General features: G+C 69.6%; 21 protein-coding genes. 11 read left to right on the forward strand and 10 right to left on the reverse strand.

Going from position 1 to position 19,580, the window contains the following annotated elements; all coding sequences use genetic code 11:
* Positions 1-30 precede the first annotated feature (30 nt).
* The 3 genes from trmB to BM249_RS02305 form a co-directional block, all read right to left on the reverse strand.
* Positions 31-783 carry a tRNA (guanosine(46)-N7)-methyltransferase TrmB gene (gene trmB / locus BM249_RS02295; protein ID WP_091968568.1) on the reverse strand — a complete coding sequence of 251 codons (753 nt, stop codon included), beginning with the start codon at positions 781-783 and terminating at the stop codon, positions 31-33.
* Positions 784-787: 4 nt separating this feature from the next.
* On the reverse strand, positions 788-1,966 hold the full coding sequence (metK, locus tag BM249_RS02300) for a methionine adenosyltransferase (protein WP_091968841.1): 1,179 nt from the start codon (positions 1,964-1,966) through the stop codon (positions 788-790).
* 143 nt (positions 1,967-2,109) lie between these two features.
* A complete protein-coding gene (locus tag BM249_RS02305; RefSeq protein WP_091968569.1) occupies positions 2,110-2,517 on the reverse strand; it encodes a helix-turn-helix domain-containing protein in 408 nt (135 codons plus the stop codon).
* A gap of 647 nt (positions 2,518-3,164) precedes the next feature.
* Between BM249_RS02305 and BM249_RS02310 the strand changes: the two genes are divergently transcribed.
* The 4 genes from BM249_RS02310 (at position 3,165) to BM249_RS02325 (ending at position 7,417) form a co-directional block, all read left to right on the forward strand.
* Complete coding sequence (locus tag BM249_RS02310; RefSeq protein WP_091968570.1) at positions 3,165-4,019, forward strand: thermonuclease family protein; 855 nt, start codon at positions 3,165-3,167, stop codon at positions 4,017-4,019.
* 5 nt (positions 4,020-4,024) lie between these two features.
* Positions 4,025-5,542, forward strand: a complete 1,518-nt coding sequence (locus BM249_RS02315) for a M48 family metalloprotease (protein WP_244528541.1) — start codon at positions 4,025-4,027, stop codon at positions 5,540-5,542.
* A gap of 201 nt (positions 5,543-5,743) precedes the next feature.
* Positions 5,744-7,027: a sensor histidine kinase gene (locus BM249_RS02320; RefSeq protein WP_091968572.1), complete on the forward strand. Its 1,284-nt coding sequence runs from the start codon at positions 5,744-5,746 to the stop codon at positions 7,025-7,027.
* 15 nt (positions 7,028-7,042) lie between these two features.
* Entirely contained in the window at positions 7,043-7,417 is a 375-nt protein-coding gene (locus BM249_RS02325) for a response regulator (RefSeq protein WP_280142638.1), read from the forward strand.
* Between the two features lie 161 nt (positions 7,418-7,578).
* On the opposite strand, the gene BM249_RS02330 is transcribed toward BM249_RS02325, so the two are convergent.
* The 3 genes from BM249_RS02330 to BM249_RS02340 all read right to left on the reverse strand — a co-directional run bounded on the left by BM249_RS02330 (position 7,579) and on the right by BM249_RS02340 (position 11,709).
* Entirely contained in the window at positions 7,579-9,342 is a 1,764-nt protein-coding gene (locus tag BM249_RS02330) for an ABC transporter ATP-binding protein (RefSeq protein WP_091968574.1), read from the reverse strand.
* Between the two features lie 250 nt (positions 9,343-9,592).
* Positions 9,593-10,930, reverse strand: coding sequence for an MFS transporter (locus BM249_RS02335; RefSeq protein WP_091968576.1), 1,338 nt, complete (start codon positions 10,928-10,930; stop codon positions 9,593-9,595).
* Entirely contained in the window at positions 10,927-11,709 is a 783-nt protein-coding gene (locus BM249_RS02340) for a PRC-barrel domain-containing protein (RefSeq protein WP_425284778.1), read from the reverse strand. Before BM249_RS02340 ends, BM249_RS02335 begins: the two co-directional genes overlap by 4 nt.
* 379 nt (positions 11,710-12,088) lie before the next feature.
* Here BM249_RS02340 and BM249_RS02345 point away from each other — a divergent pair, with 379 nt between their 5' ends.
* Positions 12,089-12,466 carry a hypothetical protein gene (locus BM249_RS02345; protein WP_091968580.1) on the forward strand — a complete coding sequence of 126 codons (378 nt, stop codon included), beginning with the start codon at positions 12,089-12,091 and terminating at the stop codon, positions 12,464-12,466.
* 46 nt (positions 12,467-12,512) lie between these two features.
* Here the strand turns inward: BM249_RS02345 and BM249_RS02350 are convergent, their stop codons facing one another.
* Positions 12,513-12,947 carry a PRC-barrel domain-containing protein gene (locus BM249_RS02350; RefSeq protein WP_091968583.1) on the reverse strand — a complete coding sequence of 145 codons (435 nt, stop codon included), beginning with the start codon at positions 12,945-12,947 and terminating at the stop codon, positions 12,513-12,515.
* A gap of 659 nt (positions 12,948-13,606) precedes the next feature.
* Between BM249_RS02350 and BM249_RS21530 the strand changes: the two genes are divergently transcribed.
* From BM249_RS21530 to BM249_RS02375, 5 genes are all read left to right on the forward strand, one after another.
* Complete coding sequence (locus tag BM249_RS21530; protein ID WP_177232294.1) at positions 13,607-13,972, forward strand: SWIB/MDM2 domain-containing protein; 366 nt, start codon at positions 13,607-13,609, stop codon at positions 13,970-13,972.
* Between the two features lie 4 nt (positions 13,973-13,976).
* Positions 13,977-14,795 (forward strand): DJ-1/PfpI family protein, encoded by an 819-nt coding sequence (locus BM249_RS02360; protein WP_177232295.1) that lies wholly within the window; start codon positions 13,977-13,979, stop codon positions 14,793-14,795.
* A gap of 120 nt (positions 14,796-14,915) precedes the next feature.
* Positions 14,916-16,391 carry an amino acid permease gene (locus tag BM249_RS02365; RefSeq protein WP_091968585.1) on the forward strand — a complete coding sequence of 492 codons (1,476 nt, stop codon included), beginning with the start codon at positions 14,916-14,918 and terminating at the stop codon, positions 16,389-16,391.
* 244 nt (positions 16,392-16,635) lie between these two features.
* Positions 16,636-17,007 carry a hypothetical protein gene (locus BM249_RS02370; RefSeq protein ID WP_091968587.1) on the forward strand — a complete coding sequence of 124 codons (372 nt, stop codon included), beginning with the start codon at positions 16,636-16,638 and terminating at the stop codon, positions 17,005-17,007.
* Positions 17,008-17,113: 106 nt separating this feature from the next.
* On the forward strand, positions 17,114-17,392 hold the full coding sequence (locus BM249_RS02375) for a hypothetical protein (RefSeq protein ID WP_091968851.1): 279 nt from the start codon (positions 17,114-17,116) through the stop codon (positions 17,390-17,392).
* Positions 17,393-17,495: 103 nt separating this feature from the next.
* On the opposite strand, the gene BM249_RS02380 is transcribed toward BM249_RS02375, so the two are convergent.
* Together BM249_RS02380 and fae are read right to left on the reverse strand one after the other, a co-directional pair.
* A complete protein-coding gene (locus BM249_RS02380; protein ID WP_091968589.1) occupies positions 17,496-17,909 on the reverse strand; it encodes a DUF1236 domain-containing protein in 414 nt (137 codons plus the stop codon).
* 124 nt (positions 17,910-18,033) lie between these two features.
* Complete coding sequence (gene fae, locus BM249_RS02385) at positions 18,034-18,573, reverse strand: formaldehyde-activating enzyme (protein WP_091968591.1); 540 nt, start codon at positions 18,571-18,573, stop codon at positions 18,034-18,036.
* A gap of 193 nt (positions 18,574-18,766) precedes the next feature.
* On the opposite strand from fae, the gene BM249_RS02390 reads away from it, so the two are divergent.
* Positions 18,767-18,982: a hypothetical protein gene (locus BM249_RS02390; RefSeq protein ID WP_177232296.1), complete on the forward strand. Its 216-nt coding sequence runs from the start codon at positions 18,767-18,769 to the stop codon at positions 18,980-18,982.
* Between the two features lie 3 nt (positions 18,983-18,985).
* On the opposite strand, the gene BM249_RS02395 is transcribed toward BM249_RS02390, so the two are convergent.
* Complete coding sequence (locus tag BM249_RS02395) at positions 18,986-19,456, reverse strand: hypothetical protein (protein WP_091968596.1); 471 nt, start codon at positions 19,454-19,456, stop codon at positions 18,986-18,988.
* Between the last annotated feature and the right edge of the window lie 124 nt (positions 19,457-19,580).

Here is a 19,580-nt window from a genome sequence, read left to right on the forward strand (position 1 = left end):
GGAGGGCGCCTGCACGGTGAGCGCGGCGCCTCAATCGGCGGCGACGCGCCGGAACTCGAGATAGGTCGGCAGGCGTCCAACGGCCAGGGCCTTGGCCTCGTAGCGGGTGCCGGGCCAGTCCGCCCAGGGGCGACGCCACGCGTCGGCCGAGGCGGCGGTCCAGGCCAAACCGGGGCAGCGGGCGGCCCGGACCAGAGTCCAGCCGGCATAGTCGTCGATGTCGCTGGCGAAGCGGAACACGCCGCCGGGCTTTAGGACCCGGGCGATCTCGCTCAAGGATTCGTCGGAGACGAAGCGGCGCTTGCGCTGGCGGCGCTTTGGCCAGGGATCGGGATAGAGCAGGTAGACCCGCGACAGGCTGGCGTCGGGGATCGCGGCCAGCAACGCCGTGGCGTCCTCGTCCCAGACCCGTACGTTGCGCAATCCACCGTCATCCACGGCCCGCAGGAGCTTCGCCACGCCGTTGACGAAGGGTTCGGCACCGACGATGCCGACGCGCGGGTTGGCCTGAGCCTGGGCGGCGAGATGCTCGCCGCCGCCGAACCCGATCTCCAGCCAGACCTCATCCACAGGAACGGAAAACAGATCAGGCGGATCGAGATGGGTCCCCGCCGCCGGCAGGGCCACGCGCAGACGCGGCAGTTCCTCGGCGATGCGCTGCTCCTGGGCGGCGCGCAGGCGTTTGCCTTTGCGCCGTCCGAAGAAGGCCCGGTCGGCGGCCTCTTCACCGACCGCATCGTCTCCGCCCGCGATGGGCGGGAGTTCGTCCCGCCCCATGGTCATGGGATCAGGACAGGGCCGACTTGAGGCTGTCGGCGAGGTCGGTGCGCTCCCAAGAGAAGCCACCGTCCGCGTCGGGGGCCCGCCCGAAATGCCCGTAGGCCGAGGTGCGGGCGTAGATCGGCTTGTTGAGGCCGAGCTTCGTCCGGATGCCGCGGGGCGACAGGTCGAAGGCGTTCATGAGAACATCCTCGAGCTTCGCCTCGTCGACCCGGCCGGTGCCGTGCAGGTCGACGTAGATCGACAGGGGCTTGGCGACGCCGATGGCGTAGGCGAGCTGGATGGTGGCCCGCGTCGCGAGGCCGGCCGCGACGACGTTCTTGGCGAGGTAGCGGGCGGCATAGGCGGCCGAGCGATCCACCTTCGTCGGGTCCTTGCCCGAGAAGGCGCCGCCGCCGTGGGGCGCTGCTCCGCCGTAGGTGTCGACGATGATCTTGCGGCCGGTGAGGCCGGCATCGCCATCGGGGCCGCCGATGACGAACTTGCCCGTGGGGTTCACGTGCCAGACCGTCTCCTCCGAGACCCAATCCTTCGGCAAAGCGGACAGGATGTAGGGCTCGACGATGGCGCGCACGTCGGCGGAATCGAGGCTCTCGTCCAAGTGCTGGGTCGAGAGCACGATCTGGGTCACGCCGACGGGGCGGCCGTTCTCGTAGCGGACCGTGACCTGGCTCTTGGCATCGGGGCCGAGCTTGGCGGCATCACCCTGCTTGCCCCGGCGGGCATCGGCCAGATCCTTGAGGATCTTGTGGGCGTAGTAGATCGGCGCCGGCATGAGCTCGGGCGTCTCGTCGGACGCGTAGCCGAACATGATGCCCTGATCGCCCGCGCCCTCGTCCTTGTTGCCGGAGGAATCGACGCCCTGGGCGATGTCGGCCGATTGAGCGTGGAGGTGGATGGCGATGTCGTTGTTCTTCCAGTGGAAGCCCGACTGCTCGTAGCCGATATCCTTCACCGCCTCGCGGGTGAGATGCTCCAGGTGCTCGAAGGTTACCGAATCGGGACCCCGGACCTCGCCCGCGATGACGATGCGGTTGGTGGTGGCCAGGGTCTCGACGCCGAGGCGGGCCTCCGGCATCGCCGCGATGTAGGCATCCACCACCGTGTCGGAGATGCGGTCGCAGACCTTGTCCGGATGACCTTCCGAGACGGACTCACTCGTGAAGAGGTAGTTGGAACGTGCCATGATCAGCAAACCCGGTTCTCGGGCGCGCCTCATGCGATGCAGCTGACCCGGCTAGACGGAAGGCCGGCTTCTCGCATCCGCCTTCTGAAGGGTCAAGACGAAAAACCGAACGCGTTCGGTATAAAGAACGTCATGACTGCTTTTCATCCCCGGAGCTTGGCGTCGAGGGCGCGGATCGCCGACGCGAATTCCTTGCGCCGCTCCTCCGAGAAATGCTCGGTCACGTGCCGGGCCACCACCTCCACGAGGCCGTCCCAGCTATCCTCGGCCGCGTAGGGCCGCTGCGGCGGCTCGGAAAAGCCGGCGGCATCCTCTTCGGCATGGGCGAGATCCTCGAAGAAGTAGGACACGGGCACGCCCGTCATCCGGCTGAAGCTGTCGAGGTGGATCGCGCTGATCCGGTTCGTGCCCTTCTCGTATTTCTGGAGTTGGGCGGCGGACATGCCGAACCGCTCGGCCACCCGCTTCTGGGTCAGGGACGCCTTCTTGCGCTGTTCGGCGATGCGCCGGCCCACATGCACGTCCCGCGCGTCGGTCTTCTGGCCTGCCATGCTGCTCGTTTCCGTCACACGGCTCGTCCGCCGGCGCCTTCTTCGAAAGGCGGGCCGTCCCCGCACTCCCTCGATGGAGGCCCCGCACGATCCGCGGGCACCCGCGACACGGGCTGAGAAATGGTGGCGTCCCCGGCAGGTCTCGAACCTGCGACCCCAGGTTTCATACCACTTCGGCTTCCGCCGCCGCCCCCTCGCGAGGACGTTCGTGGCCTGGACTATCCCTTCACCATGGGCTTCCGAGGAAGCCGTTAGGTGCCGCCCGTCTAGTCTCTACACCTTCCCGCTCCCCCTTCCGGGAAAGATTTCCCCGGGGGATGAGCGGGCTTGGCTCGGGATCGGCGGGGCCTGCCTGGGCAGACCCTCGGGCTTTCCCCGAATTTGAGCGGATCCACCGCGTGGTTTCCCCTCGCGGCGCCCAATTGTGTCTAGGAAACCTGTGCTCTGTCCAGCTGAGCTACGGAGACTCACCGCCCCCTTCGTAGCATCAACCCCGGGGCAGGCCAACCGCGCCGAGGCCGTGCCGGTACAGTCTGTGGCGGGGCTGCCGCAGGGCGCCCGAAACGGCCCCCGCGGGCGAGGTCGTGCTTGTCCCCCGGCGGGGGTCTCGCACAATGGCGCCGGAATTCGGAGAAAAGCGGTGCGGCATGGGTGATCGGAGGCGCGTCTGGGACGGAAGCGGTGCGCTCCTCCTGGCGATCGTCGGCGCTGTGACGCCGGCCGGGGCGGTGACGCCCGAATGCCGGACCGCCCCCCTGCCCGACACGGCGCTGACGGCCATCGGCGCCCGCGGCGAACTCGCCTTCGCGTCGGGGACGCGCGGCGTCCTCGACGGCCTGCGCTGGCCGGAGACGCCGGACCTCGCCGAAGCCGCCGCCGCGTGGCTGGAGACCCACCGGGGCGTACCCCTCACTCTCGTGGCCCGGGGCGAGACGGACCGCTGGGGCCGGGTCCATGTCGACGCCCTCGCGGCCGACGGCACCGTCGATCTCGCCGGCGGCCTCATCGAAGCGGGCCTCGCCGTGGTCGATGCGGGCGAGCGCGACAGCCTGTGCCGGCCGGGGCTCCTCGCCCTGGAGGCCGCCGCGCGGGGGGCCGGGCGGGGCCTGTGGCGCGAGGGCGCGTCCTCTCCCGGCGAACACGCGGCCGAGGACGGCGTGGCCCTGCGGGCGCGGCTCGGCCGCTTCGTCGTGGCGCGCGGGCGGGTCCTGTGGGTCGGGGAGCGGGCGCGGCGCACCTATCTCGACTTCGCCCGGCGCGGCGGCGACGGCCTCACGGTAACCGTGTCGAAACGCACTTGGCGTCAATTGCAGGACCGTGGTTTGAGTGCGGCGACCCTGCGTGGCCGGCTCGTGAGGGTGAGGGGCATCGTCGAGATCTGGCGCGGCCCGACCCTCGACGTGGCGAGCGCGGACATGATCGAAGTCCTGGATAGCCAAGTCTCGAAACGCGAAGTCTCGAAACGCGAAGTCTCGGACGCGACGCAGGCGCAGGGGCGCTGATCGGCATGACGTTGGCCATGATGGGCGGCACGGCGCGGGCCTCGGGCGGCGCGCGCGGATCGACGGCGGGTGCCGGCTCCGTCGGCCTGCGCGCGGGCGTTCTTTTTCTCACGGCCCTGCTCACGGGCTGCATCGGCGACCAGACCGGCGCAACATTGCAGCCGGCCGTGGTCGCCGTGCCGGCGGAGGCCCCCCGCGTCATCGGCCGCGACCGCACCAATGCGGATGCCGACCACGCCAAGCTCGTGGCCTCGTTCGGCGGCGAATACCGGTGGCCCGCCGCCCTGAAGCTCCTGACCGACGTCACTGACCGGCTGGTGCGGGCCACGGACCGGCCGGAGGAAGCGTACGCCGTCACCCTCCTCGATTCACCGGTGATCAATGCCTTCGCGCTGCCCAACGGCAGACTCTACGTGACGCGCGGATTGCTGGCGCTCGCCAGCGACACGTCCGAGATCGCCGCGGTGCTCGCACACGAGATCGCCCACGTCACCCTGCGCCACGCCACGGCCCGCACGGAACTGGCCCTCCGCTCGCAGCTCGTGAGCCGGGTGGTGGCCGATGTGCTCAACGATCCCGTCACCGGCGCGCAGCTGCAGAATCAGTCGAAATTCACCCTCGCACGCTTCTCGCGGGATCAGGAACTGGAGGCGGACGGCATCGGGGTGAAAACCCTCGCACGGGCGGGCTACGACGCGTTCGGCGCCGGGCGGTTCCTGCGCGCCCTCAGCCGCAGCACCGGATTGAAGGCGGGCACCGGCCAGGGTGGCGAGGCCGACATGCTCGCGACCCATCCGGGCACTCAGGAGCGCATCACCCTGGTGACGCGGGCGGCGCGCCTCATCGGCGCGCCGGGCCTCGGGGTCGACGAGCGCGCCCGCTACCTCGCGGCCATCGACGGCATCGCGTACGGCGACAATCCCGGCGACGGCGCCGTGCGCGGCCACCGCTTCCTCCATCCCGGCCTCGGCATCGCCTTCGAGGTTCCGGACGGGTTCACCATCGAGAACACCCGCAGCGCCGTCCTCGGCACCACGCCGGAGGGCAGCCGCCGCCTGCTGTTCGATCAGGTCGAGAACGCCGCCGGCCAGGGGCTCGACGCCGTGCTGAAAGCCACTTGGAACGACGCCCTCGAGGCCGGGTCCCTGGAAAGCCGGACCATCGGCGGGCACCCGGCGGTGACGGCCCTGTCACGTGGCAAGGATTGGACCTTCCGCCTCGCCGCCATCCGGGTCGGCGACGCGACGTTCCGGATGATCATGGCCGCCAAGGGCGCCACCGACCCCGAAGCCGCCTTCCGGCGTTGGACGGAGAGCCTCCAGGCGGTCGGCGCCGCCGAGACGCAGGCCCTTCGCCCCCTCCGCATCCAAGTGGTGCAGGCCGGTGCCGCCGACACCGTGGACAGTCTCACCCACCGCATGGTGGTGCCCGACCGCGCCGGCGAGCGCTTCCTCGTCCTCAACGGCCTCGAACGCGGGGCCGCTTTGCGCTCGGGCCAGGGCTACAAGCTCATCGTCGAGTGACCGGGCGTCCCGGACCAATGGAAAATTGATCCACGTCCGGGTCCTGTCACGGCAAGCGCATACGATAACGTCTCGGGCGCGGCCGAAAATCCTCGGCGTCGCGAAAGGCGCGGTTTCGCCCTCGGAGGAAACCGGCCATCGTCGTCCCCCGATTCGCAGTCAGACGGCAGGCTTTTCCCGAGAGGGGTTTGGAACGGTTCCATGCTTGATGCCCTCGGGAGCTTTCTTGATCGAAGCAATCTCTCCCCCCACGGTATCTGCCTCCTGTGGCGCCCGGAACTGATCTGGACACACGTCGTCTCGGATTTCGTGATCGGACTCGCCTACTTCACCATTCCGGTGGCGCTCGGCGTGTTCGTCACCCGGCGCAGCGACGTGGCCTTCGGCTGGATGGGCTGGGCCTTCGCGGGCTTCATCCTCGCCTGCGGCACCACGCACTTCTTCGCGATCTGGACTCTTTGGGTGCCGGATTACGCCGCCGAGGCCCTGCTGAAGGCCGTCACCGCGGTGGCGTCCCTGCTCACCGCGGTCCTGCTCTGGGAGCTGCTGCCGCGCGCCCTGGCCCTGCCCTCCCCCGAGACCCTACGCCGGGCCAATGCCGAACTCGTCGCCCGCATCCGTGAGCGCGACGAGGCCCTCGACGCCCTGCGCACGGCCATCGCCGAACGCGAGCGGGCCGAGGAGATGCTGCGCCAGACCCAGAAGATGGAGGCCATCGGCGCCCTCACGGGCGGCGTCGCCCACGATTTCAACAACTTGCTCGGCGTCGTCATCGCCAATCTCGATCGCCTCGCGCGCGCCCCCCTCGACGCCACGGCCGAGCGGGCGCGCGGCAGCGCCCTCAAAGGCGCGGAGCGGGCGGCGAGCCTCGTGCAGAAGATGCTCGCCTTCGCCCGGCGCCAGCCGCTCCAGCCGACCCGATTCGACGCCAACATCCTCATCGGCGATCTCTCCGAACTCCTGCGCGGCGCCCTCAACGCCACCGAGCCGCCGGAGATGGAGCTCGCCGCCGATCTCTGGCCAGTGCGCGTCGACGCCAACCAGCTCGAGAATGTGCTCCTGAACCTTGCGGTGAACGCTCGCGACGCCATGCTGGCACAGGGACGCCCGGACAGCAGGCGGGCGACGATCCGCACCCGCAACGTTCCGGCCGCCGAGGCCGCCACCCGCGCCGGCCTTCGGGCCGTCGATCACGTACTCATCAGCGTCACCGACCGGGGCTGCGGCATGAGCCCGGAGATCAGCGCCCGTGCCTTCGAGCCGTTCTTCACCACCAAGGCCGTGGGCGAGGGCACCGGCCTCGGCTTGAGCCAGGCCTTCGGCTTCGCCAAGCAATCGGGTGGTCACATCCTCCTGGATAGCCGGCCCGGACAGGGCACCACCGTTGAGATCTACCTGCCGCGCGACCGCGAGCCGGCCCCGCCCCCGGCGATCCCGGACGCCTTCACGCCCGCGCCCCACCTTCCCTCGTCGCGCTTCGCCTGACTCGGAGAGCCGCTTTTGACCGACCCCGCCGCGCCCCGGATCCTCGTCGTCGAAGACGAGCTCATGCTGCTCGAAGTGGTGACCGCCGAACTCGAGGATGCGGGCTTCGCCGTCGCCCAGGCGACCACGGCGGAAACCGCCCTCGACCTCCTCGCGGCGGACGCGGCCATCGACATCTTGTTCACCGATATCCGTCTGCCCGGCGCCATGGACGGCTGGCAACTCGCCGAGGCGGCACGTGGGCTGCGGCCCAACCTGCCGATCATCTACGCCACGGGCTTCACCCAGACCCCGCCACGGATGGCGGAAGGCAGCCTGTTCTTTACCAAGCCATACCGCGCCCAGGCGATCATCGACGCGATCCGGAGCTTTGGATCGGCCACTGCGTAGGTCGCGGGTCGGGCTTTCTTCCAAGACCGTTCGGGCCGGCTGCCTCGCATTGGGTCAGCGTGACGGGTCCCCCCTGAGAAGAGAGGGAGCCCGTCGCGCGCGGCCGGTCCGACGCAATCAACCGGAGATCGGATGAGACCGGGCACGGGCGTCCCTGCCGGTCAGGCGGCGGCGAGGGCCAGGGACATCGATTCCTTCTTCATCAGCTCGCGGTAGAACCCGTCCAGATGGGTCAGCTTCTCCGGTGAGCCATCCTGGATGATGCGGCCGCCTTCCAGCACCACGATCCGGTCAAAATCCTTCAGGGTCGAGAGCCGGTGGGCGATGGCGATGACCGTACGGCCCTGCATGAGGTTGGCGAGCGCGTGCCGGATCGCCTCCTCGGACTCCGCGTCGAGGGCCGAGGTCGCCTCGTCGAGGAGCAGGATCGGCGAATCCTTGAGGATGGCCCGCGCGATGGCGATGCGCTGGCGCTGGCCGCCGGAGAGCTTCACGCCCCGGTCGCCCACGATGGTGTCGAAGCCTTCCGGCAGGGCATCGATGAAATCGGTGCAATGGGCGGCGGCGGCGGCCTTCCACACATCCTCGTCGGAGGCGTCGGGACGGCCGTAGCGGATGTTCTCGCGCAATGTCCGGTGGAACATCGAAACGTCCTGCGGCACCACCGTGATGGCCTCGCGCAAGGATTCCTGGGTGACCCGCTGGATGTCCTGTCCGTTGAGCAGGATGCGCCCGCCCTGCGCGTCGTAGAAGCGCTGGATCAGGGAGAACAGGGTGGACTTTCCGCCGCCCGACTTGCCCACCAGCCCGACGCGCTGCCCCGGCTGGATCACGAGATCGAAATCCGTGAACACCGCGCGCCCGTCCGGATACGAGAAGGCGACGTGGTCGAAGGTGATCTCGGCGCCCGTGCCCGACAGCGGCACGGCTTCGGGATGGTCCGTGAGGTCGTGGGGCTGCAGCAGGGTGTGGAGGGCCTCCGACAAACGGGCGGTATGCTGGGTCGCGTCCACCAGGGCGACGGCGAGGTCGCGGGTGGCGGCGAGGATGCGGATGCCGAGGGTGCAGACGAGGACCACCTGGCCGTTGGAGATCGCCCCCGTCTCCCACAGGGTGATGGCCCAGTAGAGCAGGCCGAGGACGGCGAGCACCGTCAGGATGGCGTGAACGATGCGCAGCTTCTCGAGGTAGAGCAGCGACGAGCGGCGGGACCGCATCTCGACCCCGATGGTGCCGTCGAAGCGGACGTATTCACGCTTGAACGCCGAAAAGGCGCGCACGAGGGGCATGTTGCCGACGAGGTCAACCATCTCGCCGTCGACGCTCGCGGCCTTGGCGGCGAAATCGTGGTGCAGCGGCGTCCCAGCCGCTGCCATCTTGAACATCAGCACCACGACGGCGGCGAAGACGCCGGCCAGCACAAGGGCCATCGTGAGGCTGACCGTGCCGATGTAGAGGATCGACAGGAACGCGGCGACGCAGGGCGGCATCACGTTGAACACGAACATGTTCTCGACGGTGAAGATCGCGTTCGAGGTCGCGGTGATGCGGCTCGCCAGGGTACCGGGCTGGCGGTCGGCGAAGAACGAAGGCGAATGCCCGGTCATGTGGCGGAACAGGTCGCGCCGGATATCTCCCGTGACGCCCACGAAGGTGAACGAGCCCGTGAGGCTTGCCACACGCCAGAGCATGTTGTCGGCGGCGATGAAGCCGACGAGGAGGGCGAGCGCCCCCCAGATCAGCCCCGCCTCGGGACCCTTGCTCAGGGCATCGACGACCCCCTTCAGGGCGTAATCCGTGCTGACCGAGAATCCGACGGCGCCGAGGACGGCGCACAGGATGACGAGATGCGGCAGGGCTCGCCGGCGCAGGTAGCGGGCGACGAAGGCGAACGGCCTGTCGGCATAGACGCACAGGTCTTCCATCGCGGTGACAATCCCGTTTTCCGGGCAAGCTTGCCCGTTTTCCAAGCAAAGCCGCCCCTGCCCGAGGCTGCCTTGCGGACCGTGGTCTTTCGAACGTCGTCGGCGCGTCACGCCCACGAAACTGTGTGCCCCCACCGTTCGCAACGCAAAGCCCCCGCGAGCGTTGCAGGCTTACGTCGAACTCGGTCTCTTATGCGGAAGAAACCTGAACGTGGCTTGAGCGGCAAGCGAATTCGATGCCGCTCCCGAATCAGGGGGCGGGCGCCCGGCGGGTTTCCGGCATGATGAGGGCGAGCATCACGAAGCCGGCCAGGCCCACGAGGGCGAGACCGAGGAAGGCCGAATGGCTGCCCAAGCGGTCGGCCATGATCCCGGCGAGGGAGGTCGAGAGCGCCGCCCCGATGCCCATGGCGGTGCCGACGGCCCCCAGCGCGATGTTGAACCGCCCGGTGCCGCGCGTGACGTCCGAGACCACGAGGGGCACCATCACGCCGAACACCGCCGCCGAGACCCCGTCGAACACCTGGATCGCCACGAGGAGTTCGGGGCTGTCGGTATAGGCGAAGAGAAGCCCCCGGATCGGCAGGGCGGCGAAACCGATGAGCAGGAGGGGCCGGCGGCCCCAGCGCTCGGCGGCGCGCCCCACGGCCGGGCCGGACAGAGCCAGAACCACCTGGGGCACCACGATGCAGGCGGCGATGAGGGCCGTGGCGGTCTCGCTCGCCCGCAGGGTCAGCATGCTGCCCACCAGGGGCAGCATCGCGGCGTTCGCCAGAAAGAACAACGTCATGCAGCCGCCAAAGCACATGAGCGCCCGGTTGGTGAGAAGCGCACGCAGAGCTCCCTCGCGTTTCGGCTCCCCCGATCCCGTCGAGGGCATGCTCGCCACGGTCACGGGGCCTATCTCCTCGGGCCGGATGAACGACAGGGCCACCAGGGTGGGGACCATCAGGAAGGCGGTGAGGTAGAACACCGCGTCGTTGGAGAGGTAATACCCGCAAGCTCCCATGCCGGCGGCCGCGACGGCGTTGCCGAGGGCCGAGAAGCTGGCGTTTCGCCCGAGCCGCTCGCCCGCCCGGGCGTGGCCGACGAGACCGATGCTGATGGCCGCGATGGCGGGGGTGAGGATACAGCTCGCCGCCGAATGCGCCGCCATGGCGAGGAGGACGATGAGGAAATTCGGCCACAGGGCGAGGGCGAAGGCGCTCAGCGCGATGGCCACCACCGAGAACCCGGCGGCGAAGCGCAGGGACCGCATGGCATCGACGAAGGCCCCGCCCGGCACCTGGCCCAGGAGGCTGACGAGGCTGCCGACGGTGAGGGCGAAGCCGATATCCGACTGAGTCCACTTCGCCTGCGTGAAGTAGACGGCGAGGAACGGGCCGAATCCCGTCTGGAGATTGGCGACGAAGAACGCGAACCCGTCGAGGCCGCGACTGCTGGTGCGGGAAACCGCCTTCATGTCGGCGCCCTCCGCGACCGTATCGGTGCCCCCCCCGCGCCGTGGCGTGGGGCGGGGCCGGAACTCGGGTTGGGCGACCTCCCGCGGCCTTAGGGCGCGGCGGCCCTTCGGGAGGGGCACCGTCATTTGTCCGGGGCTCTCTCGGACGGTTTCACGTCGAGCGGCTTCACGTCGGCCGGCTTGGTCCCGGATGGTTTGGCCTCGGATGGCTTATCGGCCGCTTTCTCCGCTGGTGCGACGGCGGGGATCGCCGGGGCGACGGGCGGCGTCGGCGCGGGGGCCTGGGTCACGGCCGGCGCTGCGGCGGCGGGAGACGCTGCGGCGGGCTGCTCCCCCTCGGGCGCGGCGGGGCTGGCTGGGCCGAGGACCACGATGGGATCGCCCGGCTTGTATTCCGGCGAGACCCGCACCTGATTGCGGGTCAGTTGCAGCACGAGGCGGCTCGGCTTTCCATCCGAGGTGAAGCGCAGGGCGCGCCAATCCACGGCGATCTTGCGTGAGCCGACCCCGAGGAAGCCGCCGAAATCGATGATGGCGGCGCGCGGACGCCCGTCCTTGTCGAGGATGATGTCGATGATCCGGCCCATATCCTCGCCGTTGGCGCTGCGCACGGCCTTGCCGAGGACGCCCTCGTAATCCGCCGTGTCGAGGACGGTGGCGGGAGTGCCCGTGGGTAGGACGGGGGCGCCCCCCTGGGCCGCCGGAGCGGCGGGCGCGGCGGGCTGGGCCGGAGCGGTGACCGGCGGCACCGGGGTGGCCCCGAGCGGCGGCGCGGCACCCGCATTCGGCGCAGCGGCGGCGGGCACATCGACGGGCTTGCCGTTCGGCTGGGCTTCCCCGGCGAGGGCGGAGGCCGCCCCGAGGCCGATCGTCGTCGCGGCGATCATCCGGATAAATCTGAACACGTGCGTTCCCCGAGCGATGATCACACCGGCCCCTGCGCAGAACCCGACCCATCCGGCGGGCTCCCCCGCGCGGCGATCACCGTCCCTGCGCAACGACCAAGGCGAAGTTGTGAAGGCGCCGCCCCGGACGGACGAGGCCGCCCCGGTTGGCGAGAGGCGGCCCGGCGCAGCAAGAGCCGGGCCGCCCGGCGCATCGCTCTGCCATTCCGCCCCGCGCTCCGCAATCGTTCCCTGCGGCGAGACCGTAGCGAAATGTATTCGTGCCGCGATCACCCTGGGGCGGCGGCGCGTCTGGTTTTCGCCGAATCGGCGTCGTACACAGCCTGAAACACCGTACGCGCCCACCGCGCTGACGTCGCCTGCCCGAGGACCTTTGCCGATGCCCTTCTTCCGTAACGCCAGCGCCACGGCGCTCCTCGCCGCCGCCCTGGGGGGCTGTCAGGCGCTGGGCGGGGGCGGGGGCGTGATGCCGGCGAGCGATGTCGGGCCGCCGCCCTCCCTGCGCGGCTCGGTTCCGAACGCCTCGGGTCCGCGCTCGACCGCCGTCGATCCCGACGGAAACCCCCTCCAGACCGCGCCGACCCGGCGCCTCGACCTGCCGCGCTCGGCCGGCGGCGCCACCCGGTCGGCCGCCTCCGAGGAGCGCCGCATCCGCCGCGAGGATATCGAGGGCAACACCGAGGGTCGGTCGGGCTCCGGCGGCGGCATGGCGCCGAGCCTGGGTTCCGGCGGCGTCGGCGTTGGCGGCAAATTCTGAGCCTATAGGGTCCTGGTCCAGAGGCCGGTCCTCCGGGACCGGCGCGTCAGGCCGGAGAGCGTCGCACGCCGTAATGGTCGTCGATGCGTCCGCCGAAGGCCGGATCGGCGAAGGGGTCCTCGCCAGCCCCATGGGTCGGCGCCCGCTCGAGGGTGTCCCGGTCGCTATCGATAATGTAGCCGCCGAGTTCGACGCTGTAGCGGAGCGACCGCCAGGGAAGCGGGTGATAACTCTCGCCGAGGCCCAGGAACCCGCCGAAGGACAGCACCGCGTAGGCGACCTGTCCCGTGACCTTGTCCACCATGAAATTGTGCACCGTACCGAGGTGTTCGCCCCCGGCGTCATAGACCGCCGTGCCCTCGACCTTGTCGGACGCGATGAGGCGGGGCGTCTCGTCGATGGCCACGCCCTCACCCTTCGGGTCGAGTTCGAGGGAACCGGCCGGTCGCAGATGACGCTCGGGGGGAAGGTCTGTCGGCATCGGGGCGCTCCTGGATGTCGGGATACGGCCAACGCCCGAGTGACCCACCCCGGTTCCCGCTCGAGTCGGCGGAGCCGCCTTCGATGGCGAAGGCGGGCGAAATCCCGGTCCGATCCCGTCGAGCCCCTTCGGCGGTGCCTCACCGGGAGCCAGATGCATCGATTCGAGGAGAAATTCCTCGAAGGAGGCGAAGATTCTTGGGGACGGCCATTCCGGTCGATCTCGTCCCCCGGCGCGGCTTCGTGCGCCGGTCCCGAACAACGCAGGTTTCAGGGCGCGCTCCTGGCTGCCGGGCTGGCTCGGTGAGCCCCGCCCCATAGCGAGACGGAGGCGACGCCGAAGTTTTCCTTTCGGGTCAGTGGTTTGCCTTCGCACACCGTGAACGTCCCGATGGACCGCCTTGGACGATGGCGGATGACACGTCTGCAAGCACCGGGCGAGTGCCGCGCGCGGGTACCCCGGGGGATGGCGGCGCGGCGGCCGAGCCCACGGGCGAACGGGCCCGTTCACAGGCCCCGCCCCCTGTGGACGGGGCGGGGCCTGGCGGCGGATTCCCCTTGGAACGGTCGCAGCACTGCTTAGTTGTTGCAGCTATGCGCTCCGAGGCCCCGTGCCGTGGGCGTACCCGGCGCTGGCAGCCGAACCTTCGGAGGACATTCATGGCCAAGACCACCACCAAAAGCGCCGCCAAGGGCGCGGACAACGCCGCCGAGACCGTCGACGAGAAGCCGGCCGCCAAGGGCAAGAAGGTCGCCGCCCCCAAGGGTGATGGCGCCAAGCCGAACGCCCTGCAGCAGCCCCTCAAGCCCTCCCCCGAGCTCGCGGCCGTGGTCGGTGACGCCAACCTTCCGCGCGGCGAGGTGGTGAGCAAGGTGTGGGAATACATCAAGAAGCACGAGCTTCAGAACCCCGAGAACAAGCGCGAGATCCTCGCCGACGAGAAGCTCAAGAAGGTCTTCGGTAAGGACAAGTGCACCATGTTCGAGATGAACAAGCACTTGGCTGCCCATCTCAAGTCGATCTGAACCCATGGACCTTCGCGCCGGCCCCGCAACGGGGCCGGCGGCGGATGGACCCCCGAGCCGCCGCGATCTCGTCGCCCTGACGGCGACGGGCTTGGTGGCCGCCGCCCTTGGCAACACGGCGCGGGCCGCCGAACCGGAACGACCGGCTCCCTTGCGCATCGCCATCGTGCTGTTTCCCGGCATGACCGCCCTGGACGTGGTCGGACCCCAGACGTTCCTCACCGGGCTCGCCGGGCCGAATCTCCATCTCGTCGCGGAGCGGAAGGGACCGGTACCGAGCGACACCGGCCTCGAACTCGTGGCCACGTCCGACTTCGAGACCGGCCCGCGCGACCTCGACGTGCTGATGGTGCCGGGTGGGGACGGCACGCCCGATCAGATGGGCCACGCGCCCCTCCTCGCGTACCTCCGCGACCGGGCCGAGCGAGCGGCCTGGATCACCAGTATCTGCACCGGCTCGCTGATCCTCGGGGCAGCGGGGCTCCTCACCGGTTACCGCGCGACCTCGCATTGGTGCGTGCGCGACCGGGTTCTGCCCCTCCTCGGGGCGATCCCCGTGGCCGAGCGCGTGGTGTTCGACCGCAACCGGGCGACGGCGGCCGGAGTCTCGGCCGGCCTCGATTTCGCCCTCGCCCTCGCGGCGCGCTTGCGCGATCCGGACTTTGCCCGCGCCAGCCAGCTCGTGGCCGAATACGCGCCGCAACCGCCCTACTCGGCTGGCACACCGGACGCCGCCGGCCCGGCGATCACCGCGACCGCGCACGCGATCCTGAAGAACCTCACCGACCGGTCCCTCGCCGCCGCCCTGGCGCGACGCGGTTGAGCGCCGCGCCGCGATCATCGAACGGGACGGGGCGACCGCCCGAGCAGTAACCGGCTGGTGCGGAGGACATTTTCCGGTAACGTCATTCGACTTTCACACGACCGAACAGCGAGACGATGCATGGCCGGCGGTTTGGCGGACGACCTCATCCGGACGAAATCCCTCGAACGCCTGAACGCCGATGCGGAGAGCGGTGAACATACGCTCGCCCGCACCCTCGGCCCCTGGAGCCTCGTCGCCCTCGGGGTCGGCGCGGTGATCGGCGCGGGCCTGTTCTCCCTCACGGGCATCGCGGCGGCGGAACATGCCGGACCGGCGGTGGTGATCTCCTTCGCCATCGCGTCCCTCGCCTGCGCCTTCGCCGGCATGTGCTACAGCGAACTCGCCGGCATGATCCCGGTGGCGGGCTCGGCCTATACCTACGCCTACGCCACCATGGGCGAGCTCGTGGCGTGGATCATCGGCTGGGACCTCGTGCTCGAATACGCCGTGGGCGCCGCCACCGTGTCGGTGAGCTGGTCGAGCTACGTCACCCGGTTCCTGCGCGACACCTTGGGCATCAACCTGCCGCCCGCCCTCGTACACTCGCCGTTCGAGACCTACACCCTCGCGGACGGGGCGACGGCCCACGGCCTCGTCAACCTGCCGGCGATCCTCATCATCGTGGCGGCCTCGGCGCTGCTGATGATCGGCATCCGCGAATCGGCCCGCGTCAATGCTGTCGTAGTGGCGATCAAGCTCGCCGTGGTCGCCGTCGTGGTGGGGGTCGGCCTGTTCTACATCAAGGCGCAGAACTACGTGCCGTTCATCCCCGAGAACACCGGCACCTTCGGCGAGTACGGCTGGAGCGGGATCATGCGCGGGGCCGGCGTCGTCTTCTTCGCCTATGTTGGCTTCGACGCCGTCTCGACCGCCGCGCAGGAGGCCAAGAACCCCCAACGCAACATGATGATCGGCATCCTCGGGTCGCTGGCCATCTGCACGGTGATCTACATCGCCTTCGCGGGCGTGCTCACGGGCCTCGTCCCCTACACCCAGATGAAGGGTGACGCCGCCCCGGTAAACACCGCCATCGCCCAGACGCCGTTCCCGTGGCTGCGCAGCCTCGTGACCCTCGGGGTCATCGCCGGCTTCTCCACGGTGATCCTGGTCCTGCTGCTGGGCCAGAGCCGGGTGTTCTATTCCATGAGCCAGGATCGGCTGCTGCCGGGCTTCTTCTCGAAGATCCACCCGACCTGGAAGACGCCCTACCGCTCGAACCTGTTCTTCATGGTGTTCACGAGCGCGCTGGGCGGTTTCCTGCCGATCTCGCAGCTCGGCCACATGACCAGCATCGGCACCCTGCTGGCCTTCATGCTCGTCTGCGCCGGGGTCATCATCCTGCGCCGGACCCAACCGCAGGCGCGGCGCGACTACCGCACGCCCCTGGTGCCCCTGGTGCCGATCCTCGGCATCCTTAGCTGCTTTGCCATGATGGTGTCGCTGGATGGCGAGACTTGGGCACGGCTCCTCGTGTGGCTCGTCATCGGCTTCGTGATCTATTTCGCCTGGAGCCGCCGCCACAGCCGCGTCGGCCGCGCGGAAACCGGCGCCTGAGGCGCGAGAGGGGGTGCCGAGAAATCATTCCTCGGGCCCCCTGGGCAGGGTTCGACACGCCAGCGCAGGACGCTTCGGCGGCGTGGCGATCTACGTAGTCGCCCGTTGAAAGCCCCGGTGAATCGTCCATCCGCCCCCTGTCCAAGGGCCACCTCCGTGGCCATTCTCATGACCGGAACACCACCGGGCGCGAACCGAACACCGGTCTGGATCGTTGGGCAGGGCGACAGGGGAGAAGACGCATATGAAGGCACTCTTTGCAGCGGCGGCCGTCGGCCTGAGCCTGGTGGCTCCGCTGGATCTGGCCGTGGCCCAAGGGTACGGCCGGGACTACGGCTACGACCGGCGGGATTATGGCTATGACCGCCGCGATTCGGGCTACCGCGACCGCTACGACGACCGCCGCGGACGGGACTATGACGACGACGATCGCGGCCGGGGATCGCGGGGCCGGGGGTTCGACCGGGCCGATCGCGGCGGCGGCGGATTCGACGAGCGCTCTTACGTCCGCTGCAACCCCGACGTTGCCCAGGCCCTGCGCAACGGTCAGCTCACCTCGGCGCTGGCGCATTATCAGAAGTTCGGCCGGCGCGAAGGTCGTCGCCTGAGCTGCTGAGGCGCGAAGTTCGGGACCAATCCGGCTCTCGTTCGTTGACTGCGTGAACAGGCTCACCGGCGCGCCGCGCCGGGGGCTTCCCGATCACGCCATCAAGGAGCCGGCCATGAAGACCTTCATGCTCGCAACCGCCCTCGTTCTCAGCCCCCTGGCCCTGTCGGCCACGGCCCAGGCGCAGGGCACCATCCGAGGCGCCGAGCGCGGCGCGGAGGACGGCAACCGCGCCGCCGGGCCGGTCGGCGGCATCGTCGGCGGTGCGGTAGGCGCCGCCACCGGAACCGTGGGCGGTGTGCTGGGCGTCGATCCGGATCGCCGGGAGGACCGGATTGAGCGCCGCGAGGAACACATGGAGCGCGGTGCGGTGCGCGAGCGCCGCGAGCGCTGAACTTCGGAACGATCGTCGGGCTCTGCCCGACACCCGCCGAAGGGTTGACTCCTTTGGGAGCCCGAATGGGGCCGGCCTCCCGCGACGGGGCCGGCCCTGCGAATCAGTCGATCACCTCGACGATGCGGCGGGTCGCCGGCTCGACGAGCACCGGGTGATCGTTGACGATGGTGTAGTTGTAGCCCTTGAGGGCGAATTCCGGTGGTACGTCGTAGTAGACGACGCGGTCCGGCGGCAGTACGGCGCCGGCCTGGACCTTGCCCGCATACGCGAACGAGGGCCGGCGCTCGCCCAGGGCGTAGATGCGGAAGCGCTCGCGCCGGTCGATGCCGAGGATCTGGTTCGCCGTGCCGACGGCGCCGCCGACGACACTTCCGACCGCCGCCCCGAGGGGACCGGCGATATTGCCGCCCCGCTCCGCCCCGTCCTGCGCCCCCCGTTCGAGTCCCTGCGCCTGGGCGGCGGAGCCGAGGCCAAGGGCCAGAAGGGCGGTGATTCCGAGGAATTTGGGGGTCATGGGGGTTTCCTGAACCGGACGCGTCACGGCGTATCCGACCGACAACCCAGAGCAGACCGCTTCGGTTCGGCGGCCCGGCCTGCGATCACGCACGCCGCAGCGAGGCGTGCGTGATCGGATCGACTCAATAGTCGATCACGTCTTCCAGGGCGTAGTGCTTCACCGTCTTGCGGTTGGCGATGAGCTCGTCGATGGACGGCTCGCCCTTCATGGCGCGGGCGATGGCGAGCTTCGTCGCCTCGTAATTGGTGCGGTAGAGGTCCTTGCGGTCGACGTTCGGATCGGAGCTGCAGCGCTCGTCGAGCCAGATCATGATGATCATGCACAGCTCGTCGAGGCCGTCCTTCGGCAGCACGCCTTCGATGACGCTGTCGATGATAGCGTCGCCCGTGGCCGCCTGGACGACACCGCCGAGGAGTTCGGCATACTCGGCCGTGTGGATCGTAACCTTGGTGGTCATCATCGTGGCCGGGCGCACGAGCTGATTGAGGTCGCGCACCACGAACATGCGGGTGTGGCCCTGCACCTGACCCATCATGCCGGCAAACGCCTGGCCGACGGGGCCACGGGTGGAGCCGATGAGCACCTCCGGCATGGCATCGGTGTACTGACCTTCGGCGGCCAGCACGGTGGCTTCGCCGGTGCGGAACCAGATTTCGGACATGGGCGTGTTTCCTAGGAGGGAGAGGGCCGGCGACGGGCCGGACGGCTCGGGGCGCACAAACACCACGGGGCGGCGCGCCGTCAATCGCGGGGCTCGGATGGAATGCCCTGGCCTCCCGGCACGGGATCGGTCATGGAGGGCGGAATCGGTTCCGCGTATGCGGGGACGGTGGGGTGCGGAAGGATCACGGACGATGAGCGCAGGGGCACACGACCGGGACTGGAGCCTGTCGGTCGCCGCCGGGGCGGACAGCGTTCGGCTCGAGATCGGTCTGCCCGATGTCGCCGGACAACCGTTCACGGCGATCCTGGCCCTCGACCGCGAGGAAGCCCGCCTCCTCGCCCGCGCCCTCCTGTCGGCGGCGGGCGACGCCATCGAGCGGACGTTCTCGACGCCGCCGGAACTCTAACGATCAAAGTCCGACACGGGAGCGGCCGGGCAGGCGCGGCACCTTGGCGTCGCGTGGCTCGATGGGGCCGGCGCAGGTATAGGTGAACTCGGTCTGCAGATCCGTGAACACGGTCTCGCCGGTGATCTTGCAATCCTCCCGCACGGTCTCGTCGAGGTAGGCGCGGGCCGCCTCGCGGAAACGTTTGGCGCGGGTGAGGGCCGGGTCGCCGCCGTCGAGGCGGTCATCGATCCCGCAGCCGGTGATCTCCCGCAGGGAATTCGAGACGATGAGCATCTTGCGGATGCGGCGCTGGTCGTAGACCTCGTACGGGTCCTTGCAGCCGATCGTGACCACCTGGGGCGTGAGCGCCACATAGGTCTTCGACAGGTAGGCGAAGCCGGTGCAGCCCGAGGCCAGGAGGCCGAGGACGAGGACGCTGGTCAGCCGGTACACTTTCGAGGCGCCCTTCCGTGCCGAGTTCCGGCCGAGCATTGGAGGGCCAGCACCGCCACGGTCAAGCCTCGCCGGGCCACACTCCCGGGCAAACGACAAGCCGGCCCGGGGACAGATGTCGGGCTTAAGCCCGACATCCGCCGAAGGGATGATCCCTTCGGGA

It is taken from the genome of Methylobacterium gossipiicola (assembly GCF_900113485.1).
Lineage (GTDB): Bacteria > Pseudomonadota > Alphaproteobacteria > Rhizobiales > Beijerinckiaceae > Methylobacterium > Methylobacterium gossipiicola.